The sequence below is a fragment of the Mycolicibacterium nivoides genome (genome assembly GCF_003855255.1).
GTDB classification, from domain to species: domain Bacteria; phylum Actinomycetota; class Actinomycetes; order Mycobacteriales; family Mycobacteriaceae; genus Mycobacterium; species Mycobacterium nivoides.
The window spans coordinates 4084603-4099146 of record NZ_CP034072.1 but is presented as its reverse complement, the minus strand read 5'-3'; the positions used below and the strand labels follow the sequence as shown (position 1 = coordinate 4099146).

14 protein-coding genes are annotated in these 14544 nt (G+C 68.2%); 5 read left to right on the top strand and 9 right to left on the bottom strand.

Annotated features, from left to right (window positions below; translation table 11 throughout):
• Positions 1-13: 13 nt before the first annotated feature.
• From EH231_RS20000 to EH231_RS19980, 5 genes are all read right to left on the bottom strand, one after another.
• Positions 14-376, bottom strand: coding sequence for an STAS domain-containing protein (locus EH231_RS20000; RefSeq protein WP_044520918.1), 363 nt, complete (start codon positions 374-376; stop codon positions 14-16).
• 83 nt (positions 377-459) lie between these two features.
• Positions 460-1641: a serine hydrolase domain-containing protein gene (locus tag EH231_RS19995; protein WP_124713151.1), complete on the bottom strand. Its 1182-nt coding sequence runs from the start codon at positions 1639-1641 to the stop codon at positions 460-462.
• An 83-nt stretch (positions 1642-1724) separates the two neighbouring features.
• Positions 1725-2675, bottom strand: coding sequence for a 2-hydroxyacid dehydrogenase (locus EH231_RS19990; RefSeq protein WP_090430393.1), 951 nt, complete (start codon positions 2673-2675; stop codon positions 1725-1727).
• Between the two features lie 351 nt (positions 2676-3026).
• The gene (locus EH231_RS19985; protein ID WP_090430396.1) at positions 3027-3560 is read right to left on the bottom strand and encodes a 2-oxo-4-hydroxy-4-carboxy-5-ureidoimidazoline decarboxylase; all 534 of its coding nucleotides are present in this window, start codon (positions 3558-3560) and stop codon (positions 3027-3029) included.
• 60 nt (positions 3561-3620) lie between these two features.
• Positions 3621-4109: an inorganic diphosphatase gene (locus tag EH231_RS19980; RefSeq protein WP_090430398.1), complete on the bottom strand. Its 489-nt coding sequence runs from the start codon at positions 4107-4109 to the stop codon at positions 3621-3623.
• Between the two features lie 127 nt (positions 4110-4236).
• On the opposite strand from EH231_RS19980, the gene dacB reads away from it, so the two are divergent.
• The 5 genes from dacB to EH231_RS19955 are packed head-to-tail and all read left to right on the top strand — an operon-like array spanning position 4237 to position 10500.
• Complete coding sequence (dacB, locus tag EH231_RS19975; protein WP_090430399.1) at positions 4237-5616, top strand: D-alanyl-D-alanine carboxypeptidase/D-alanyl-D-alanine endopeptidase; 1380 nt, start codon at positions 4237-4239, stop codon at positions 5614-5616.
• On the top strand, positions 5613-6680 hold the full coding sequence (locus tag EH231_RS19970) for an Rv3626c family coenzyme F420 biosynthesis-associated protein (RefSeq protein ID WP_090430843.1): 1068 nt from the start codon (positions 5613-5615) through the stop codon (positions 6678-6680). Before dacB ends, EH231_RS19970 begins: the two co-directional genes overlap by 4 nt.
• Positions 6659-7615, top strand: coding sequence for a tRNA lysidine(34) synthetase TilS (tilS, locus tag EH231_RS19965; RefSeq protein ID WP_124713150.1), 957 nt, complete (start codon positions 6659-6661; stop codon positions 7613-7615). The genes EH231_RS19970 and tilS overlap by 22 nt, the downstream gene beginning before the upstream one ends.
• Before the next feature lie 45 nt (positions 7616-7660).
• On the top strand, positions 7661-8239 hold the full coding sequence (hpt, locus tag EH231_RS19960; RefSeq protein WP_170856359.1) for a hypoxanthine phosphoribosyltransferase: 579 nt from the start codon (positions 7661-7663) through the stop codon (positions 8237-8239).
• Positions 8240-8283: 44 nt separating this feature from the next.
• Positions 8284-10500, top strand: coding sequence for a molybdopterin oxidoreductase family protein (locus tag EH231_RS19955; RefSeq protein WP_124713149.1), 2217 nt, complete (start codon positions 8284-8286; stop codon positions 10498-10500).
• Positions 10501-10590: 90 nt separating this feature from the next.
• On the opposite strand, the gene EH231_RS19950 is transcribed toward EH231_RS19955, so the two are convergent.
• Genes EH231_RS19950 through EH231_RS19935 form a run of 4 tightly spaced genes read right to left on the bottom strand, consistent with a single transcriptional unit; the run spans position 10591 to position 14467 of the window.
• The gene (locus EH231_RS19950; protein ID WP_124713148.1) at positions 10591-11316 is read right to left on the bottom strand and encodes an SIMPL domain-containing protein; all 726 of its coding nucleotides are present in this window, start codon (positions 11314-11316) and stop codon (positions 10591-10593) included.
• Between the two features lie 21 nt (positions 11317-11337).
• Positions 11338-12348, bottom strand: coding sequence for a zinc-binding dehydrogenase (locus tag EH231_RS19945; protein ID WP_124713147.1), 1011 nt, complete (start codon positions 12346-12348; stop codon positions 11338-11340).
• Positions 12348-13547 carry an LLM class flavin-dependent oxidoreductase gene (locus EH231_RS19940; protein ID WP_124713146.1) on the bottom strand — a complete coding sequence of 400 codons (1200 nt, stop codon included), beginning with the start codon at positions 13545-13547 and terminating at the stop codon, positions 12348-12350. Before EH231_RS19940 ends, EH231_RS19945 begins: the two co-directional genes overlap by 1 nt.
• Positions 13544-14467, bottom strand: a complete 924-nt coding sequence (locus EH231_RS19935; protein ID WP_205867375.1) for an alpha/beta fold hydrolase — start codon at positions 14465-14467, stop codon at positions 13544-13546. The genes EH231_RS19940 and EH231_RS19935 overlap by 4 nt, the downstream gene beginning before the upstream one ends.
• Positions 14468-14544: the final 77 nt, after the last annotated feature.

The window sequence follows — 14544 nt, the reverse complement described above, 5'->3', positions numbered from 1 at the left end:
GTAGTCGCCTGCGCTATGTCTTCAATGCGGCCAATGCCTCGTCGAGCGTCGCGAACAGATCAACGACCTCGGCGATCCCGACCAGTTTGAGCGGTCGACTGGTGGCCGGTCCGTCGGCGACAACCGCGAACCGCGCGGTGTCTCCAAGTTGTTCCCGTGCCGCCACCAAGACGCCCATCCCGGCCGAGGCCAGGAACTCCACGGCGCTCATATCGACAACGATGGCCGGGGCTGAGCTCTTTACGGCGGAGTTGATCGCCTCTTCGAGCTGGGGCGCGGTGAGCATGTCGACCGTTCCGGCCACTGTCACCACACTGACCTGACCGACACGGCTCTCTTTTACTGAGCAGCCTGCCGGGTCCGGTTGGCTGGTCATCCGGTTACCTCCGACGTGGTTCGTGCGCCTATGGAGACGGTGTCCAAGGACGCGTCGACAAAATACTAGCGTTGTGAGCCCAATCAGCCGGTTGCAGCCCGCCCGGCAGGCCGCCGATCGACCTCGTCAGCCAGAGCCTCGTAGAACAGGTTCAGGTAGCGGGCGGTGCGCGCGGAACCTTCGACGCCCGGCCCCATCTTGTTCATCACGTAGGCGAACGTGGCGCGGTGATCGGGGTTGCAGGTCTCCCAGGATCCGCCCCAGCCGCCCCAGAAGCAGATCTTGCCGTCGGGGACATAGGACACGGTCTGCGTCTGCGGCAGCCCGAATCCCAGTCCCCAGCGCAGCGGGTGTCCGAGCAGCACCACGTCGGGGCCGTCGAGCTGAAGCTCGAAGATCGACTCGACGGTCTCCGGCCGCAGCAGCTGCACCCCGTCCACCGTGCCGCCCAACGAGATCGCCGAGAGGATCCGGACCAGCGATCGCGCATTGCCGTGTCCGTTGGCCGCACCGATGTCGGCGGCCCGCCAGGCGGGGCTGTTCGCGATTGCCGGTGACGGCGTCCCCATGAACGTCTTGAGCGCGATCTCGGACAGTTGGTCCAACGGCAGATCGAGCGGTTCGTCGGACGGGATGATGTCGGCGATGCGGTGCGCGTCCCCGGGGCCGGCCCCGATCTGGAAGTCGGCGCCCAGCGGCTCCGAGATCTCTTCGCGGACAAAATCTTTGAGCGACTTGCCGGTGACTCGGCGCACCACCTCGCCGATGAGGTGCCCGTGGGTCAGGGCGTGATACCCCGACGCGGTACCCGGCTCCCACCACGGTGCCTGGGCCGCCAGCGCGGCGGTGGACTTCTCCCAGTCGTAGCTTTCCTCGATGGTGAACGGCTGGTCCCATCCCGACAAGCCTGAGCTGTGCGTCAACAGATGACGGAACTCGATGTCCTGCTTGCCGTTTGCGGCGAACTCGGGCCAGTAATCGGCGACCCGGGCGTCGGCGGTGATCAGTCCGCGGTCGATCAGCATGAGCCCGGCCAGTGCCGTCACGGTCTTGGTGGACGAGAACACATTGACGATGGTGTCGGCGTCCCATGGTCGGGTACGCGCGGCGTCGGCGTGCCCGCCCCACATGTCGGCGACGAGTACACCGTCGATGTCGATCGCGATGGCGGCGCCGGTTTCCTCTCCGGCGGCGATCGCGTCTGCCAGGGCGTCGCGTACTGCGTGAAAGCGGTCGTCACAGTGGCCGTGCACGAGGTCATCCATCGGCACATCATGGCCGCACCGATACCCGTCACGGGCGCGATTGAGGCAGGTTGATCCGCCACCACCCGCGGTGAGGCCCCGTTTCACCGAACCGGCGTGACCAGCTGACCGGATTGCAGAAACCGGTTCAGGTTGGCCAGGACCAGCGCCTCCATGGCTGCCCGTGTTTCCACGGTGCCACTGCCGACATGGGGCAGCAGCACCACGTTGTCCAGTTTCGTCAACGCGGCGGGGACGTTCGGTTCGTCGGCGAAGACATCCAGCCCAGCACCGGCCAACCGGCCGTGAGTCAGGGCCTCGACGAGGGCGTCCTGGTCGACCACGGTGCCGCGCGCGACGTTGACCAGGTAGCCGTCGGACCCCAGTGCATCGAGCACCTCCCGGTCGACGAGGTGACGGGTGCCGGCGCCGCCGGCCGCGGCGACCACCAGCACCTCGACCTGGCGGGCCAGCTCGACCGGCGAGTCCAGGTAGCGGTACGGGCTGTCGGGGACCTGCCTGCGGTTGTGGTAGCTGATCGAGCAGCCGAACGCCGTCAGCCGGGTGGCGATCGCCCCACCGATCCGGCCCAGCCCGAGGATGCCCACGTTGGATCCCGAAACCTGTTGCGTCAGTGGATAGTTCCCGTCCGCCGGCCAGCGGCCGGCCCGCACGTAGCGGTCGGCGGCCGAGAACCGGCGCATGGTGTCGATGAGCAGGCCCACCGCGGTGTCGGCAACGCAGTCGTCGAGCACGCCGGGGGTGTTGCTGACCCCGATACCGCGGGCCGCGGCCGCATCCACGTCGATGTTGTCGTACCCGACGCCGAAGTTCACCACCACTTTCAGATTCGGCAATGCCGCCATCAGATCCGGGTCGACGCGGGTGACGCCTGAGACCACCACCGCGGTGATCTCGGCCGCGTGTTCGGCCAGAAACGCATCGCGCTCGTCTCCGTTGGGCAGGGAGTAGGCCTGGTAGTCGGTACGCAGGGTCACCGCCAGTGACGGCTTCAGCGGGCCGACTTGCAGGACGCGGTGTGCGGAAATGGGCATGGATGTCCTCGGTCGGTGCACGTCTGGCGATGAAATCGGTTCTGCTGCATCACGATACGGCACGGTGTGTAACACGCCCCGACGTCGCCTCGATAGCCCATAGGGGAGTAGGCGATTCAGGAGGGGACGCCAATATCAGCCGGCATCGCGGTACCGCTCGGAGTGTCCGTCCTCGCGCCAGTCGTGTGCGCGTCTCCCGCGTCGGCCGCGGGTTACGCCCACTTCGACGACACCCAGGTCAGGGTGTTTCCGGGCTGCTCGGGAACCACCAGCGCCGAGGCCATGGTCGGGGTGGCGGTCACGGTCAGCACACATCCGGGTTCCGCACGCGAGATCACCGTGTAGCGACGGCTACCAGTTGTAGTAGCCGCCCTCCGGGCCGAGCATGCGCTCCAGCCGGGCCCGGTTGATGCGGGCCAGTTCGTTGCGGACGACCTTGCGTTCGGTCTCGCGGTCGTTGTGCAGCCGGTCGACGATCCCGGCCATGGCCCGGTGCGCGCAGCAGTCCTCGACGAACATCACGAAGCCGAACCCGAACCGGTCGGCATAGTTCAGAACCTCGTTGTTGAGCTGTGTCATCACCGCGGGATCGTCGTCCCACACCGAGCACTGTTCGCACACCGACTTCGGGCTGCGCGGACGCCTGCCGATGTGCGGATAGGCCTGCAGCACGCGGTCGATGGAATCCTCGCCGAGGCTGAACAGCAGGGCGTCGGCCTGCCGGAACAGCGAGTCGTGGTCGGCAAACGGGCGCCCACCGGCCAGATCGGTCGCGAGCACCACGCTGTAGCAGCACTCGTACACAGCGTGCACCGCACGCCGCAGTGGCAGTGCGTTGTACGCCTCAAGTCCCACGCCCTGATGCATCAACACCTGGTCAAGCATGAAAGGCGTATGGCACAGGGGCGTTACCCCGTGTTACGGCGAGGCTAACTCTCCGAAGATCTAGTGACCCGAGGTCTTGAACCGCTCGACCGAACGCTGCAGCTCGGCCTCGGCCTCTTCGCGACCCACCCAGTCGGCGGTCTTGACGAATTTGCCCGGCTCCAGGTCCTTGTAGTGCACGAAGAAGTGCTTGATCGCGTCGAGCTCGAACTGCGACACGTCGCCGAGGTCCTGGATGTGGTCCCAGCGCGGATCCCCGGCGGGCACGCACAGCAACTTGTCGTCGCCGCCGGCCTCGTCGGTCATCTTGAACATCGCGACCGGGCGGGCCTCGACGGTGCAGCCGGGGAACACCGACTCGGGCAGCAGGACCAGCGCGTCCAGCGGGTCGCCGTCCTCGCCGAGGGTGTCCTCGAAGAACCCGTAGTCGGCGGGGTAACCCATCGGGGTGTAGAGGTAGCGGTCGAGCTTGACCCGGCCAGTCTCGTGGTCAACCTCGTACTTGTTGCGCGAACCCTTCGGGATCTCGATGACGACGTCGAACTTCACCGTCGCGGCTCCTTCGCATCTGCGGTCAGGCTTGGGTCGTCGGGCGACGACGCGGGTCAACCCTAATCGAGCGATAGTCTGGCCTAAACGGGTGGCTCGTCCCCACCACCGGCAGAGCAGGAGAAATATGCGGCCCACACGGTGGCGGCAGTCCACCCATGTGGCGGTTGGCGTCGTGGTCCTGGTGCTGGTCGCTGCCGTCGTCGCGGTTGCTGCCGTGCTCACCGGGCACCGGTCCAGCGATGCCGAGGCGGTGACGCCGGCACCCGCTGCCGCGACCGCCAGCCCGGGGATCGTCCCGGTGGACATGTCGGCGCCCACACCCACCGTGAGCGGCCTGGCCGCCGCGCTGGCGCCGGCTCTGGCGAATCCCGATCTCGGTGAGGTGACCGGCCGGATCACCGACGCCGAGACCGGTGCCGAACTGTGGGAACAGAATTCCGGGGTGCCGATGCAGCCGGCCTCGGTCAACAAGGTGCTGACGACGGCGGCCGCGTTGCTGACGCTGGACCGCAATGCCCGGCTGGCCACCACGGTCCTGGCCGTCGACTCCCAGCCTGGCCTGGTGGTGCTCAAGGGCGGCGGGGACACCACGCTCTCGGCGGCGCCCGAGGACACCGATACCTGGTACAAGGGCGCAGCCCGCATCAGTGACCTGGCCCAGCAGGTACGCAACAGCGGCATCACGGTCACCGCGGTCCGGGTGGACACCAGCGAGTACAGCGGCCCGACCATGGCGCCGGGCTGGGATCCCGCCGACATCGAGGGCGGTGACATCGCGCCGATGGAATCGGTGATGCTCGACGGCGGGCGCATTCAGCCGGTGACGGTCGAATCCAGGCGGTCCACCACCCCGGCCCTCGACGCCGGCCGGGCCCTGGCCGCCGCGCTCAAGGTGGACCCCGCGACGGTGACCGTTCTGTCCGGCGCGGTCTCCGGCAAGCAGATCGCCGCGGTGCAGTCCGCGCCGCTGATCGAGCGGCTGCGCCAGATGATGAACGAATCCGACAACGTGATGGCCGAGTCGATCGCCCGTGAGGTAGCGGCCCAGCTACACCGGCCGCAGAGCTTCGACGGGGGTGTCGACGCGGTGGTGAGCCAACTCGAAGGCATCGGCATCGACATGTCGGCCGCCAAGCTGGTCGATTCAAGCGGCCTGTCGACCGAAGACCGGCTGACCGCCCGGATTCTCGACGAGGTGGTCAACATCGCAGCCGGCAACACCGAACCTGCCGTGCGGCCGTTGGTTGACCTGCTGCCCATCGCGGGCGGCAGCGGCACCCTGTCCAACCGCTACCTCGACACCGACGCCGGGCGCGACGCCGCGGGCTGGCTACGAGCCAAGACCGGGTCGCTGACGGGCACCAATGCGCTGGCCGGCATCGTCACCGACGACAACGGGCGAGTGCTGACGTTCGCGCTGATCTCCAACAACGCCGGGCCCACCGGGCGGACCGCGATCGACGAGCTGGCCGCGGTGCTGCGGTCGTGTGGATGCGGGACATGAGCGACCGGGTCACCATGACCGCGGGCCGCTCGGTCGATTGGGATTTCGCGGCGACGGTCGGGGCGAAGCTGGCCCGGCCGGCCCCGGCTTCCAGCGACTACACCCGCAACCAGGTGATCGAGCAGCTCTCGGAGAGTTCGAAGGCCGCCGAGCTGCCGGTGCGCGAGGTGACGGGTCTGATCGAGGGCGCGGAAGTGCCGGAGGCCCGCGTCGTGGACCGTCCCGAGTGGATCCGCGCGGCCACCCGTTCGATGCGGGTGATGACCACGGGTAGCCGACCCGGTGACGAAAGCGACGAGCACAAGCCGGGATTCATCACCGGCCGGGTGACCGGGGCGCAGACGGGTGCGGTGCTGGCGTTCATCTCCTCGGGCATCCTCGGCCAGTACGATCCGTTCGGCCCCGACGGTGGCGAGCTGTTGCTGGTGTATCCGAACGTCATCGCGGTGGAACGTCAATTGCGGGTCAACCCAGCTGATTTCCGGCTCTGGGTATGCCTGCACGAGGTCACCCACCGGGTGCAGTTCCGGGCCAATCCCTGGCTGGCCGACCACATGTCACAGGCCCTGGCGGTGCTCACCCAGGACGCCGGTGAGGACGTCGCCGAGGTGGTGGGCCGGCTTGCGCAGTTCGTCCGCGATCAACGCAACGGGGCAGCCCCGGACCCGAATTCGAGCGGTGTCCTCGGCCTGATGCGCGCCGTGCAGGCCGAACCGCAGCGCCGCGCGCTCGATCAGCTGTTGGTGCTGGGCACGCTGCTTGAGGGGCATGCCGATCACGTGATGGATGCCGTCGGCCCGGCGGTGGTGCCCACGGTCTCGACCATCCGGCGTCGCTTCGACGAACGCAGGCAGCGCAAGCAGCCTCCGTTGCAGCGCGTGGTCCGCGCGCTGCTCGGCTTCGATGCCAAGATCAGCCAGTACACCCGGGGCAAGGCATTCGTCGACCACGTGGTGGGGGAGGTCGGGATGGCCCGCTTCAACACGATCTGGTCCAGCTCCGACACCCTGCCGCTGCCCGACGAGATCGACGAACCGCAACGATGGATCGAACGGGTGCTGTAGCCGCGCTGCGGCAAGCGGTGGCGGCCGCCGGTCAGAGCATCGACGGGTCGGCCTGGTGTGTGGCACTGTCCGGTGGCCCGGATTCCCTGGCCCTGGCCGCGGTCGCGGCCGGCCTGCGGCCCACCACCGCGCTGATCGTCGACCACCGCCTGCAGGCCGGATCGGACACCGTCGCCGAAACCGCGCACCGGCAAGCGCTGGCCCTGGGGTGCGTTGCGGCACATGTACTTTCGGTCGATGTCGGCCGCTCCGGTGGACCCGAGGCCGCGGCCCGGCAAGCGCGTTACGCAGCACTCGATACGGCCCGTGACGGCGCGCCGGTCCTGCTCGGCCACACCCTCGACGACCAGGCCGAGACGGTGCTGCTGGGGCTGGGCCGCGGATCGGGTGCCCGCTCGATCGCCGGGATGCGCGCGCATGACCCGCCGTGGCACCGGCCGCTGCTGGGGGTCCGGCGCACTCTGACGCATGCGGTCTGTGACGAACTCGGCCTCACCCCGTGGCAGGACCCGCACAATGCCGACCGCCGGTTCACCCGGGTCCGACTGCGGCACGAGGTGCTGCCGCTGCTGGAGGACGTGCTCGGCGGAGGCGTGGCCGAGGCGCTGGCCCGCACCGCCACCGCGCTGCGCGAGGACACCGAGACGCTCGACGCGCTGGCCGGCGAGGCGCTGGCCGGGGTGCGTACCGAGGCCGGACTGGACACGGCCCGGTTGGCGCCGTTGCCCGACGCGCTGCGGCGCCGGGTGATCCGGGCCTGGTTGCTGGACGGCGGCGCGTGTGATCTGACCGACATCCAGATCCGCGGGGTCGACCGGCTGGTGACGGCCTGGCGCGGACAGGGCGGCGTGGCTGTCGGTTCCGGGCTGCGCAAACAGCGGTTGTTCGCGGCGCGGCGCAACGGCGTGCTGACGATGCACACCGAACCGGTCTAGCGATCCGCGTTGGAAAGCGGCCCCCTCCCATGGCACGCTGTTGCAGTGGCTGTCGACTCTGCAGAGCTGTATGCGGGAGACATCAAATCGGTGCTGTTGTCCGAGGAGCAGATCCGGACCCGCACCGTCGAACTCGCCGAGATGATCGCCGAGCAATACCGAGACAACCTGGGCAACGACGACCTGCTGTTGGTCACCGTGCTCAAGGGTGCGGTCATGTTCGTCACCGATCTGGCCCGGACCATCCCGCTGCCCACGCAGCTGGAGTTCATGGCGGTCAGCTCGTACGGCTCGTCCACCTCGTCTTCTGGCGTGGTGCGCATCCTCAAAGACCTCGACCGCGACATCAATGACCGCGACGTGCTCATCGTCGAGGACATCATCGACTCGGGGCTGACCCTGTCCTGGTTGCTGCGCAACCTGGCCACCCGGCACCCGCGATCGCTGCGGGTGTGCACGCTGCTGCGCAAGCCGGAAGCCGTCAAGACCGAACTCGACGTCGCCTACGTGGGCTTCGACATCCCCAACGAGTTCGTCGTCGGGTACGGACTGGACTTCGCCGAGCGCTACCGCGACCTGCCCTACATCGGCACCCTCGAGCCAAAGGTGTACGAAACGCCGTAAGCCGGGGGCTTACAAAGGGCCGGGGTCCGGCGCAGAATTCGTGGATGAGCACAGCCCTGCGGATCTGCCCCTTCTGCGAAGCCACCTGCGGCCTGACACTCACCATCACCGACGGTCGGGTGACCGCCGCCCGCGGTGACCGGGACGACGTGTTCAGCGCCGGGTTCATCTGCCCGAAGGGCGCCAGCTTCGGTGAACTCGACAACGATCCGGACCGGCTGACGCAACCACTGATCCGCCGTGACGGCGTGCTGACCGAGGGCACCTGGGACGAGGCCTACGCCGTCATCACCGAGCGACTCGGCGCGGTGATCGGCGAGCACGGCGGCGCCTCGGTCGGGGTGTATCTCGGCAACCCGAACGCGCACACCATCGCAGGCAGCCTGTATGCGCCACTGATCATCCGGGCCCTGGGCACCCGGCAGGTGTTCAGCGCCAGCACGCTCGACCAGATGCCCAAGCACGTCGCGCTGGGCCTGACGTTCGGCAGCCCGATCGCGTTCACCGTCCCCGACCTCGACCGCACCGACTATCTGATGATCATCGGCGCGAATCCGCTGGTGTCCAACGGCAGCCTGGCCACCGCCGCCGATTTCCCCGGCAAGCTGAGGGCACTGCGCAAACGCGGTGGCCGGCTCACGGTCATCGACCCGGCCCGCACCCGCACCGCCGAACTCGCCGACCGCCACCTCGCGCCCCGGCCCGGTACCGATGCGGCGCTCCTGTTCGCCATCGTGCACGTGCTGTTCGAAGAGGACCTCGTCGCACTCGGTGGGCTCGCCGACCACGTCACCGGCGTCGAACAACTCCGCGCGCTGGCTGACGAGTTCTCCCCCGAGGCGGTCGCCCCGGCGTGCGGAGTGGGCGCCGACGAGATCAGAGAACTGGCCCGCGAGCTCGCGGCAGCCCCGACGGCAGCCGTCTACGGCCGGATGGGCACGTCCACGGTCGAGTTCGGCACCATCGGCAGCTGGCTCGTCGACGTCATCAACATCCTCACCGGCAACCTCGACCGGCCCGGCGGGGCGATGTTCGCGCTCGGCGCCGCCGCGCCGGCACCACGGCCGCCGAAACCCGGTCGCGGCTTCAAGACCGGACGGTGGGCCAGCCGGGTCTCGGGCTACCCGGAGGTGCTCTCCGAGCTGCCGGCCGCCGCGCTCGCCGAGGAGATCGACACCGCCGGCGAGGGCCAGATCAAGGCGATGATCACCATCGCCGGAAACCCGGTGCTGTCCGCGCCGGACGGTGACCGGCTCGACCGGGCTCTGGACCGCGTCGACTTCATGCTGTCCATCGATCCCTACCTCAACGAGACCACCCGCCACGCCGACGTCATCCTGCCGCCGCCCCCGCCGGCCCGCAGCGCGCACTTCGACGTCGCACTGAACAACCTCGCGGTGCGCAACAACGTCCGGTACTCCTCGCCGGCACTGCCGACCGACGGTCGGCCCGACGAGCCCGAGATCCTGTCCCGGCTCGCGCTGATCCTCTACGGCATCGGTGCCGATGGTGATCCCGCGCTCGTCGACGCGCAGGTGATCGCGACAACGCTGGCGAAAGAGGTCGCCGACACTGACTCACCGGTGGCGGGCCGCCAGGTCGAGGAGCTCACCTCGATGCTGTACGACGGCCCCGGCTATGAACGCCGCCTGGACATGATGCTGCGGCTCGGGCCCTACGGCGACGCGTTCGGTACCAAGCCCGACGGGCTCACCATGGAGCGGCTGAAGGCCAACCCGCATGGAATCGACCTGGGGCCGCTGAAACCGCGGGTCCCCGAAATTCTGCGAACCCCAAGCGGGCGAATCGAACTCGCGCCGGAGCCGATCGTCGCCGACGTGGCGCGGCTGCGCGAGGCGCTCGGCCGCACGGCAGGCGGGTTCATGTTGATCGGCAGGCGCCATCTGCGGTCGAACAACAGCTGGATGCACAACCTCCCGGCGCTGTCCGGCGGTTCCAACCGGTGCACGCTGCAGATCCATCCCGATGACGCGGCGGATCTGGGGCTCACCGACATCGCCGTGATCAAGGGCCCGGGCGGTGAGCTGCTCGCCCCGATCGAAGTGGACGACGGCATGCGGCGCGGCGTGGTCTCGCTGCCGCACGGTTGGGGTCATGACCGCGGCGGTACCGGTCAGCAGCTCGCGGCCGGCCGGCCCGGCGTGAACGTCAACCAGCTCAACGACGGCACCCATCTGGACCCGCTGTCGGGCACCGCGGTGCTCAACGGCATCCCCGTGGACATCGCGCCTGCTGGCTGAGCAGAAACTTCTTGTTGACTTTGAGCTGGCGCAGGATTTTTGCGGGTAGCCGTGTGCGTGGTTTCAAAGTCAACGGGGATCAGTCGGGGGTCAGGTCAGCTCCCAGATCACGGTCACCGAGAAGTTCACCGTCTGCTGACCGGGTTCCAGCGGCACCGCTTCCATCGCCGCGCGCGGCATCGGAGTGGGCGTGGGCGGGGTGGAACCGCCGGACTGCTCGGATATCGAGATCACCTTGCCGAGGTGCATTCCGGACAACCCGGCGTATTGGTCGGCGCGGTTCTTGGCGTCGTCGAATGCCCGGGCGCGGGCGTCGCGCACGAGATCTGAGTCGTCCTCGATCGAGTAGTCGACCGAGTTGATGCGGGTGGCGTCGCCTCCGGTGCTCGCGATCAGTGCCAGGGTCGCCGAGGCGTTGGCGGTGTCGCGGATCTTGACCTTGATCGCGTTGCTGGCCTGGTAGCCCGAGATCTTGCTGTCGGTGAACTGCGGCTGCACGCTGACCTGCGTGGTGCTGATGTCCTTGCGGTCGATGCCCGATCCGACCAGCGCGTCGATCACGGCCTGCTGGCGCTGGCTGGACTGGTTGAGCGCGCCCGACACATCCGGCGCGGTGAACTCCATCGCCACGTCGGCGGTCAGGGTGTCCGGTACGCCCTGCACCTGACCGGATCCGACGACGGTCACCTGCCTGGCGCCGTCCGGTGCGCCCCCGGCGGGGCCTGAGGTCGCGTCGCACGCGCTGGCGCTGACGGCGATCAATCCCGCCGCGGCAACGCCGAGGACCCGCAATTTCGCATTTCCGGCGATCGGCATGACCAAAACCCTACCGGGACGTCACGGTGTCACCAGGACTTTGCAGTGCCGGTCGGGGGAGGCGAGTTCACCGAACGCGGCGCCCACGCCGTCGAGGCCAACGGTCCCGGTGATCATCGGTGCGACGTCGATGTCGCCCTCGGCGATGGCCCGCAGTGAGTCCGCGAACTCGGCGGGGTCGTAGCCGAACACGAACTGGATGTTGATCTGCTTGGTGACCGCGTAGAACGGGTGCACGGTGTCGGGCTGCATGCAGACTCCGGCCACCACCAGCCGGACGCCCGCGGGTGCCCGGCGCAGCACGTCGTCGATGACGCCGGGGGCGCCCACTGCCTCGAACACCACCGCGGGCTTGCACTGATGGAACGGTGAATCGGCGGCCGGATCGAACGTCACGTGCGCGCCCATCGTGGCGGCGAGTTCACGGCGTGCGGGGGAGAAGTCCGACGCCGCAATGGTTTCCACGTGCCGAAGCTTCAGCGCGGCGATGATGGCGATGCCGACCGGGCCACAGCCGACGACGAGTGCCGCCTCGCCGGGTTCGATGCGCGACGCGTTGACCGCATGCAGGCCCACGGCCATCGGCTCGGTGAGCGCGGCGTGTTCGGCGCTCAGACCATTGGGTACCGGTAGCAGCAACGGTGCCGACAGCAGCATCTTCTCGGCGTATCCGCCGAGGGTGGTGTTGCTGTACACGATCGGTGCGACGCCGCCGGCCGAGATCAGCACCGGCACGGAGGTCACCAGGGTGCCCGCCGCGGGCGCCTCGGTGCCCGGGCCCGCGTCGAGAATCTCGGCGCTGAACTCGTGGCCCATGAAGACGTCACCGGCCAGGTCGATGTCGATGTCGGGCACGCCCTCCAGGTCCGCGCTCGCGGCTAGCATGTCGGCGCCGTGGGTGGCGAAATGCAGGTCGGAGCCACAGATTCCACAGGCCTTCACCTCGACGAGCACCTGGCCCGGGCCCGGCGTCGGTTCGGGCACATCGTCGCGGACGACGATCCGTCCGCCGCGCAGGACCGCGGCGCGCATCAACTCTTCTCCTCGGTGGCGTCTCCGGAGGCGTCCTCGGTGACAGCCTCGGTGATCGCGTTGACGATCGCCTGCCCGGCGCGGCCCAGCAGCTGATCCCGCATGCCCTTGGCCCAGTCGTGTGACGCCCGGGCCGCGGTGAGCTGACCCTTGAAATGCGGGATCACCTCTCGGGCGAACAGTTCGTAGGAATGGAAGGTGGCGGCCGGGGGCGCCCAGTCGTGGCCGAGGAGCAGGAAGGTGCCGAAGCCGCCCGAGCGGTCCAGCAGGTCCTGGATGTAGGTGATGGCATCGGCGGTGGTGCCGATGCAGCAATTGCCGCCTGCCGCATAGTTTTCCACGAACTCGTATTGGGAACCTGTCCCTTCGACTCTCTCGGACAGTGGCACGAAGCCGGCCGCGCCGAAGTAGTTGGCGAAGTCCTGCAGGCCGTAGGTGCAGTCCTCGATGGCCTGCTCGCGGGTGTCGGCGAGGTGGATGATGCCCAGTGCCCGCCAGTTCTTCCGGTCCGGTTCGGGCCGCCCGGATTTGGCGGCCTGGTCGCGCACCGTCTCCCAGGTGGTCTCGATGGCGGCGTACCCACCGGGCACTGACATCGACAGGGAGAGCAGGGACGTGCCCAATGCCCCGGCCAGTCGCGGTCCGGATGGGGAAATCATTGCCGCGGTGGAAATTTCGGGATAAGGCCAGGTGTAGGGGCGGATGTGCAGGGCGGCGTCGCGCAGCGTGAACCAGTCGGTCTTGCGGTCGATCCGCTCGTCGGGTGCGGCGCGGAACAGTGCCAGGATCGCCTCCAGGGACTCCTGCATCATCGGCCGTTGGTCCACCGGGTCGATGCCCATCATGTAGGCGTCGGACGGCAGCGCGCCCGGTCCGGTTCCGAACATCACCCGGCCACGGGTGAGGTGGTCGAGCAACACCCAGCGGTCGGCGACCATGAGCGGATGGTGGTAGGGCAGCGACACCACACCGGTGCCCAGCCGGATGTGTCTGGTCCGTTCCGCCGCGGCGGCGATGAACACCTCGGGACACGCGATGAGTTCGTAACCGCCGGAATGATGTTCGCCGAACCAGGCCTCGTCGTAGCCCAGCCGGTCCAGCGCCTCGACCCGGTCCATGTCGTATTGCAGTGCGGTGGTGGGGGATTGGCCCACGGGGTGGAAGGGGGTGATGAACACGCCGAAATTCAGAGGACTCACTTGAGGCCTCCCAGAAACTCCAGCAGCGCCGCGTTCACCTCGTCGGGCCGTTCCTGCTGCAACCAGTGTCCGGCGCCGTCGAGCAGCACCTCGCGGTAATCGCCGGTGACCACCTCGTGCACCCGGTCGCGCGGGGTGAAGCCCAGCACCGGATCCGCGGTGCCTGCCAGGAACAACGTGGGCACCGTGATGGTCTTTGCGGAAGTGTTTTCGGTCAGCTCCCAGTTCCGGTCGAAGTTGCGGTACCAGTTCAGCGGCCCGGTGAAGCCGTTCTCGGTGTACGCCTGCACGTAGTGCTCGAACTCGTCGGCGGTGATCCAGTCCGGCAGCGGCGGTACCGGTCGTCCCGACAGGCTTTCCGGGGGCGCACTGAAGCCTTCCATCGAGAGCACCCGGCGCATCGACTCACGCGGGTCGGCGCCCAGTGCGGCGTCGGCGACACCGGGTTCCTGGAAGTACAGGATGTAGAAGAAGTTGTCTCCGACGATCTTGCGCCAGATCTGCGTCGGGGGTGCGGGCGCTCTCGGTACCGGCGGCACGCTCATGGCCACGACCGCTCTGACCCGGTCCGGGTAGAACAACGGGAAGTTGGTCGCTACGGGCGAACCCCAGTCGTGGCCGATGAGCACGGCCTGTTCGGCGCCGATGTCGTCGAGTAAGCCGGCGATGTCCGCGGTCAGTTCGACGATGTTGTAGGCGTCGATGTCTTCGGGCCGTGATGATCCGCCGTAGCCGCGCTGATCGGGAGCCAGAACGTGGTAGCCGGCGGCCGCGAGCACGGGGATCTGGTGGCGCCACGAATACGCGAGTTCGGGAAATCCGTGGGCCAGCACCACCACCGGATTTCCGCGCTCACCCGCCTCGATCACCTTCAGCGTCACGCCATTTGTATCGACTAACCGTTCGGTCGGTGTGGTCACGGTCTCAGCCAAGCACAGGATCGGCGGCATCGTAAGCCTGCCTATCAATAACTATCGAAAGCAAAACGGACGTTTTG